This is a genomic window from Streptomyces sp. Y20 (assembly GCF_043195475.1).
GTDB lineage: Bacteria > Actinomycetota > Actinomycetes > Streptomycetales > Streptomycetaceae > Streptomyces.
In genome coordinates this window covers 340,122-346,739 of record NZ_JBIDDP010000009.1, presented here as the reverse complement: position 1 = coordinate 346,739, position 6,618 = coordinate 340,122, and the positions used below count along the sequence as shown (strand labels likewise).

The window sequence follows — 6,618 nt, the reverse complement described above, 5'->3', positions numbered from 1 at the left end:
GCTTCCCTTCGGTCTTGCGTTTCCGACTCTATCAGATCTTTTCTCGACCCGATTTCCTCGGTGCTTTCCAGGTTCCCGCTTCCGCGTTTCCCTTTCCGGCGGTTCCGACTCTATCAGACCCTTTCGGCGCCCGATTCCCGGTCGGCGGGATTTGTCTGCGGGCTTTCGGCTTTCACCTCGGGCCTTTCGACATCCACTACTTTAGCCGAATCCCTCGGCGACTCATAATCGAGTCCGCGAGTTCGAATTCGGGCGCGCGGGCGCGTCGGAATTCGACCCCGCTGAGGGGGTGTGGCTGAGTGGAGGTTGTTTGGCCGCTCCGGCTGCTGGCGATCGCCGTACCCGGTTCAGCGGCTCGGGCCACATTACGCATCTCGGCGCGCCGCGTCAACTCCGTCGCTGGCGCGGCGCGTGCGCCCGGTAGGGGCTCACCGTCGGGTCGTCCGCTACCCAGTAACGCCAGGGATGGCGCTCCCCGTTCCCGCCCTCGCCGGCGACGCCCGTCCGGGGGCCGCTGCGCACCTGGCCGGTGGGGACCGGGGTGCCGGTCAGCATCCTCAGTGGCGTCTCTCCCGAGGCGCACGCGTCCGTGCCGTCCAGGGCGCGGTCGACATCCAGGGCGGTCGCCAGCCGGGCCGGCCCCTTGGCCAGTTCCTTGTCGCTCCGGGCCGAGACGCGCCGCTTCCGGGCCAGCTCGGCTCCCTCCACCACCTCACCCGCGCGCAGGAGAACCCCGCTCGCCCGGCCCTCGGGTCCGCAGACGAGGTTCATGCAGTGCCACATGCCGTAGGTGAAGTAGACGTACACGTGTCCGGGCGGGCCGAACATCACCGCGTTGCGGGCGGTGCGCCCGCGGTAGGCGTGGGAGCCGGGGTCGTTCGGGCCGTCGTACGCCTCGACCTCGGTGAGGCGGAGGGCGATCGGGCCGTCGGGTGTCGTCCGGACCAGGATGCGGCCGAGGAGGTCCGGCGCGACCTCCACCACCGGGCGGTCGAAGAAGGTACGGGGCAGTGGCGTACGGTCCGGGGGCGCGATCATGCTCTCCGAGGGTAGCCCAGACGGAGCACCGCACCGGCGGAACCGGCCGGGGTCCGATCGCGTTCGTAGGGGTCGAGGGTCCATTCGCAAAGGGAGAGTCATGGCGTTCAAGAAGCTGCTCGCGAGCCTCGGGGCCGGCGGTGCCTCGGTCGAGACGGTGCTGACCGAGGTCAACGTCGTACCGGGTGGTGTCGTCCAGGGTGAGGTGCGGATTCAGGGCGGGTCCGTGAACCAGTCCGTCGAGGGGCTGTCCGTGGGTCTCCAGGCCAAGGTCGAGGTGGAGAGCGGCGACCAGGAGTACAAGCAGGACATCGAGTTCACCAAGGTGCGGCTCGGGGGTGCCTTCGAGCTGGCGGCCGGGGCCGTGCACGCGGTGCCGTTCGGACTGGAGATCCCCTGGGAGACGCCGGTCACGATGATCGACGGGCAGTCGCTGCGCGGCATGCACATCGGGGTGAGCACCGAGCTGGCGATCGCGCGGGCCGTGGACTCGGGTGACCTCGACCCGATCAACGTGCACCCGCTGCCGGCGCAGAAGGCGATCCTGGACGCCTTCATCCAACTGGGCTTCCGCTTCAAGAGCGCGGACATGGAGCGCGGACACATCCGGGGCACCCGGCAGAAGCTGCCGTTCTACCAGGAGATCGAGTTCTATCCGCCGTCGCAGTACCGGGGTCTGAACCAGGTGGAGCTGAGCTTCGTGGCGGACGAGTACGCGATGGACGTCGTCCTGGAGATGGACAAGAAGCCGGGTCTGTTCAGCGAGGGTTCGGACACCTTCCGCTCGTTCCAGGTGGGTCTGGACGACTGGCAGGGGACCGACTGGGCGGCTTACCTCAACCAGTGGCTGTCCGAGGTCGGCAGCAAGCGCAACTGGTTCTAGGCTCGGAACCGCTGATCCCAGTCATCGACCAGGAGGGTACCGAGGTGACCGAGCTGAAGCGGCGGCCGCTCCCCCACGACTTCCATCCGCCCGTGCCGTCGTTCACGGTGACGAGCGAGGACGTCGAGGAGGGTGCGACGCTGAAGAGCGCCCAGGTCCAGGCGGAGGGGAACACCTCGCCGCAGCTGCGCTGGGAGGGCTTCCCGCCGGAGACCAAGAGTTTCGCCGTGACCTGTTACGACCCCGACGCGCCGACGGGCAGCGGGTTCTGGCACTGGGTCCTGTTCGACATCCCGGCCTCGGTGACGGAGCTGCCGGCGGGTGCGGGCGGCGGGAAGTTCGAGGGGCTGCCCGAGGGCGCCGTCCACGCGCGGAACGACTACGGGACGAGGGACTTCGGCGGTGCCGCTCCGCCGCCCGGGGACGGCCCGCACCGGTACGTGTTCACGGTGTACGCGGTGGACCGGGAGAAGCTGGGTCCGGACGCGGACGCCTCGCCGGCCGTCGTCGGGTTCAACCTGCGGTTCCACGCGCTCGCCCGTGCCCAGCTCATCGGTGAGTACGAGAACCCCGCCCAGGACTGACCCCGCCCCCCGGCGCCGTCCGGCGTTCATGGAAGTTTTGCCCGTCTCCGGTCTTGGAAGTGACCGGAGGCGGGCAGTTTTTATTGCGTTGTCCATCTCGGCGCGCCCGTCCAGAGTTGGTCCGAGCCCGCCGGGGGGTGGGTCGGCGCACATGGGAGGTGGGCTGGATGCGTGACACGCTGGTTCTGAACGCGAGCTTCGAGCCGCTGTCGACGGTGACTCTGAACCGGGCCGTCGTCCTGGTGCTCCAGGACAAGGCCGTCGTCGAGCAGGCCCACTCCGAACTGCGTATGCGGGGTGCGGATGTGGACATACCCGCGCCCCGGGTGATCCGGCTGTGCCGGTACGTACGGGTGCCGTTCCGAAGACAAGCTCCGTGGTCGCGGCGGGGTGTGCTGGTCCGGGACCGGAACCGGTGCGCGTACTGCGGGCACCGGGCGACGACGGTGGACCATGTGCTGCCGCGGTCGCGGGGCGGACAGGACACGTGGCTGAACACGGTGGCCGCGTGCGCGGAGGACAACCACCGCAAGGCGAACCGGACTCCGGAGGAGGCCGGGATGACGTTGCTGCGGGAACCCTTCGAGCCGACGCCGGCGGACGCGATGCTCCTGACCCTGGGCCGCGAGGACTTCGACGCGCTCCCCGAGTGGCTGGGCCGGGACGCGGCCTAGGCGCGCTGTCCCGGCACGGGGAGGAGAGAACGGCGACACCCCCGTGAGTGGAGGTGCCGCCGCGGCGGTCGGAACGCTGGAGAACGGGCTCAGTCGATGGTCGGCTTCTCGCGGCGTTCCGTGGCCGTGCCGGTGCTCTGGGGCGGGACCGTGTTGCCGCCGTTGCCGCCGTTGCCGCCGTTGCCCGAACCGCCGCCGAAGGGCCCGAAGTTGCCCATCGCGCCGGAGAGGCCCTTCAGGGCGTCGCCGATCTCACTCGGCACGATCCAGAGCTTGTTGGCGTCGCCTTCGGCGATCTTGGGGAGCATCTGGAGGTACTGGTAGGACAGGAGCTTCTGGTCCGGGTCGCCGGCGTGGATGGCCTCGAAGACCGTGCGGACGGCCTGGGCCTCGCCCTCCGCGCGCAGGGCGGCTGCCTTGGCCTCGCCCTCGGCGCGCAGGATCTGGGACTGCTTCTCGCCCTCCGCGGTGAGGATGGCGGCTTGGCGCGTGCCTTCCGCGGTGAGGATGGCGGCGCGCTTGTCACGGTCGGCGCGCATCTGCTTCTCCATCGAGTCCTGGATGGAGGTGGGCGGTTCGATGGCCTTCAGCTCGACGCGGTTGACGCGGATGCCCCACTTGCCGGTGGCCTCGTCGAGGACGCCGCGCAGGGCCGCGTTGATCTCCTCGCGGGAGGTCAGGGTGCGCTCCAGGTCCATGCCGCCGATGATGTTGCGCAGCGTGGTGACGGTGAGCTGCTCGATCGCCTGGATGTAGCTGGCGACCTCGTAGGTGGCGGCCCGCGCGTCCGTGACCTGGTAGTAGATGACCGTGTCGATGTTCACGACCAGGTTGTCCTGGGTGATCACCGGCTGGGGCGGGAACGGGACGACCTGTTCACGCAGGTCGATGCGGTTGCGGATGGTGTCTATGAAGGGGACCACGATGTTGAGGCCCGCGTTCAGCGTCCGCGTGTAGCGGCCGAAGCGCTCGACGATGGCGGCGCTGGCCTGTGGGATGACCTGGATCGTCTTGATCAGGGCGATGAAGACCAACACCACCAAGATGACCAGGACGATGATGACGGGTTCCAACGTCGCTCCCCGTACCCTTCTCCGCTTCGGCGCCTGAGGCAGATCTCATGGCTGTTGAGGATCTTGCTGGTCGAGTCTGACAGACCGTCGCGCAACTCGTGAGTCGTTCTCGGTGAGTTGTTCTCAGATGACGACCGCGGTGGCCCCTTCGATGTCCACGACGTCCACCTCCTGGCCCACTTCGTAGGCGCGGGCGGTGTCGAGCGCGCGCGCCGACCAGATCTCGCCGGCGAGCTTGATACGGCCGCCGGAGCCGTCGACCCGCTCCAGCACCACGGCCTGTCTGCCCTTCAATGCCTCGATCCCCGTGGCGAGTCGGGGGCGCTGCCTGCCGTGCCGGGCCGCGATGGGGCGGACGACCGCGATGAGGGCGACGGAGACGGCGACGAACGTGAGGACTTGGACGACCGCGTCGAAGCCGAGTGCGGAGACGACCGCAGCCGCGACGGCTCCCACCGCGAGCATGCCGAACTCGGGCATGGCCGTGACGACGAGCGGGATTCCGAGCGCCGCCGCGCCGACGAGCCACCACACCCATGCGCCGATGTCGTTCACACGGTCATGGTAGGACCGCGGCCGGGCGGCGGACAGGGCGCGAACGGGAACGGAACCGGCTCGGGGGCGGGTCAGGACAGCGGCAGGCCCTGGGCGGTCCAGCGCTCGCCGACCTGCTCCACGACAAGCGGAAGGCCGAAGCAGAGGGAGAGGTTGCGGGACGAGAGTTCCAGCTCGATCGGGCCGGCGGCGAGGACCTTGCCCTGACGGATCATGAGGACGTGGGTGAAGCCGGGGGCGATCTCCTCGACGTGGTGCGTAACCATGATCATCGAGGGGGCGATGGGGTCACGGGCGAGCCGGCCGAGGCGGCGGACGAGGTCCTCGCGGCCACCGAGGTCGAGGCCGGCGGCGGGCTCGTCGAGCAGGAGCAGCTCGGGGTCGGTCATCAGGGCGCGGGCGATCAGGGTGCGCTTGCGCTCGCCCTCGGAGAGGGTGCCGAACCTGCGGTCCAGGTAGTCGCTCATGCCGAGGCGGTCGAGGAAGGCGCGGGCGCGCTGCTCGTCGACGGCCTCGTACTCCTCCTGCCAGCCGGCGGTCATGCCGTAGGCGGCGGTGAGGACCGTATGGAGGACCGTCTGGCGCTTGGGGAGCTTCTCCGCCATGGCGATGCCGGCCATGCCGATGCGGGGGCGGAGTTCGAAGACGTCGGTGCCGGGCTTGCCGAGGGTCTCGCCGAGGATGGTGGCGGTGCCCTTGCTGGGGTAGAGGTAGCTGGAGGCGACGTTCAGGAGGGTGGTCTTGCCGGCGCCGTTGGGACCGAGGATGACCCAGCGCTCGCCCTCCTTCACCGACCAGGAGACCTGGTCGACCAGAGCCCGGCCCTCCCGGACCACGGATACGTCCTGAAGCTCCAGAACATCGCTCATGAGCGTGTTGTCTCCCCTTGCAGTGTCGCCGGTCTCGGCTGTCGCGTACGCCTGTGGCTCGGGTCCGCCACGCCCGCGGGCGCAGCCCTTATGAAATCTACGCCACGAGCGTCCCGCACCATTCCATCGGTCCGGTCCTTAGGGTGGGGGCATGCTCTTGGAACCGCGTTCAGGACGCCTTGCCGCTTGGGGAAACGCCCTTCTGGCCGGAGTTGTCTCTCCGGACGACGCCGTGCTCGCCATCGTGGGCGAGGACGCGGTGCACCGGGTGGAGGGGCTGCCCGGTGAGTCCGTTCCGGTCGGTCTGACGCTGGCGCTGGGACGGCTGCGCGCGCTGGGGGTGACCGGGCTGCGGGTGGCACTGCCTGCGCCGGGGCATCCACTGGGGCTGAGCGGGCCCGCCGAGTTCAACGCGCGGGCGCTGGAGGCCGGGGAGGCGGTGGTCTGCCACGGCACTGCTGCCGGGCTGGTGCCCGAGGTGTCCGAGGCCGGCCCCGAGGGTGATGTGCACGTGGAGGTGGTGTGGCGCGTGCTGCCGGTGCGGGAGGCGCCGCCGGCGGACGTGCCGTCGCTGGGCGAGGCGGAGCGGGAGCTGGCGGAGGCGCTGCGGGAGGCGACCGAGGTGCTGTCCGGGCTGGACGTCGCCGGGTCGGGTCCGGTGGCTGAGGCGGCGATCGCCGCGTACCGGTCGCGGGCCGAGCGCGGCCGGGAGGTGCTGGCGCCGGGGTACCCGCCCCGTGCGGTGCGGGTGCTGGAGCTGGCGCAGCGGGTGGGGCTGCTGGTGTCGCTGGCGTACGACCACGGGCACGGGGGCGCGGTCAGCTCCGCCGAGATGGCGGCGCGTGCCGAGGCGCTGCGGCCGGTGGAGCGGACGGCTCGGCGGGCGCAGGTGGCGGCGTACAACGCGGTGGTGGAGGAGCGGGAGCGGGGAGTGCGGTGAGC

8 protein-coding genes are annotated in these 6,618 nt (G+C 70.2%); 4 read left to right on the top strand and 4 right to left on the bottom strand.

What is annotated here, in order from left to right:
• Window positions 1–387: 387 nt before the first annotated feature.
• Complete coding sequence (locus ACGFT1_RS24240) at window positions 388–1,038, bottom strand: DNA-3-methyladenine glycosylase (protein WP_373911047.1); 651 nt, start codon at window positions 1,036–1,038, stop codon at window positions 388–390.
• Between the two features lie 100 nt (window positions 1,039–1,138).
• Here ACGFT1_RS24240 and ACGFT1_RS24235 point away from each other — a divergent pair, with 100 nt between their 5' ends.
• From ACGFT1_RS24235 to ACGFT1_RS24225, 3 genes are all read left to right on the top strand, one after another.
• Window positions 1,139–1,921, top strand: a complete 783-nt coding sequence (locus ACGFT1_RS24235) for a sporulation protein (protein WP_373911046.1) — start codon at window positions 1,139–1,141, stop codon at window positions 1,919–1,921.
• 44 nt (window positions 1,922–1,965) lie between these two features.
• Window positions 1,966–2,505 (top strand): YbhB/YbcL family Raf kinase inhibitor-like protein, encoded by a 540-nt coding sequence (locus ACGFT1_RS24230; RefSeq protein ID WP_373911045.1) that lies wholly within the window; start codon window positions 1,966–1,968, stop codon window positions 2,503–2,505.
• Window positions 2,506–2,672: 167 nt separating this feature from the next.
• Window positions 2,673–3,179 carry an HNH endonuclease gene (locus tag ACGFT1_RS24225; RefSeq protein ID WP_373911044.1) on the top strand — a complete coding sequence of 169 codons (507 nt, stop codon included), beginning with the start codon at window positions 2,673–2,675 and terminating at the stop codon, window positions 3,177–3,179.
• Window positions 3,180–3,268: 89 nt separating this feature from the next.
• On the opposite strand, the gene ACGFT1_RS24220 is transcribed toward ACGFT1_RS24225, so the two are convergent.
• The 3 genes from ACGFT1_RS24220 to ACGFT1_RS24210 form a co-directional block, all read right to left on the bottom strand.
• The gene (locus ACGFT1_RS24220) at window positions 3,269–4,252 is read right to left on the bottom strand and encodes an SPFH domain-containing protein (RefSeq protein WP_373911043.1); all 984 of its coding nucleotides are present in this window, start codon (window positions 4,250–4,252) and stop codon (window positions 3,269–3,271) included.
• Window positions 4,253–4,375: 123 nt separating this feature from the next.
• Window positions 4,376–4,807, bottom strand: coding sequence for an NfeD family protein (locus ACGFT1_RS24215; RefSeq protein ID WP_373911042.1), 432 nt, complete (start codon window positions 4,805–4,807; stop codon window positions 4,376–4,378).
• Between the two features lie 71 nt (window positions 4,808–4,878).
• On the bottom strand, window positions 4,879–5,676 hold the full coding sequence (locus tag ACGFT1_RS24210; protein ID WP_373911041.1) for an ABC transporter ATP-binding protein: 798 nt from the start codon (window positions 5,674–5,676) through the stop codon (window positions 4,879–4,881).
• Window positions 5,677–5,827: 151 nt separating this feature from the next.
• Here ACGFT1_RS24210 and ACGFT1_RS24205 point away from each other — a divergent pair, with 151 nt between their 5' ends.
• The gene (locus ACGFT1_RS24205; protein WP_373911040.1) at window positions 5,828–6,616 is read left to right on the top strand and encodes a hypothetical protein; all 789 of its coding nucleotides are present in this window, start codon (window positions 5,828–5,830) and stop codon (window positions 6,614–6,616) included.
• The last annotated feature ends 2 nt before the right edge of the window (window positions 6,617–6,618 follow it).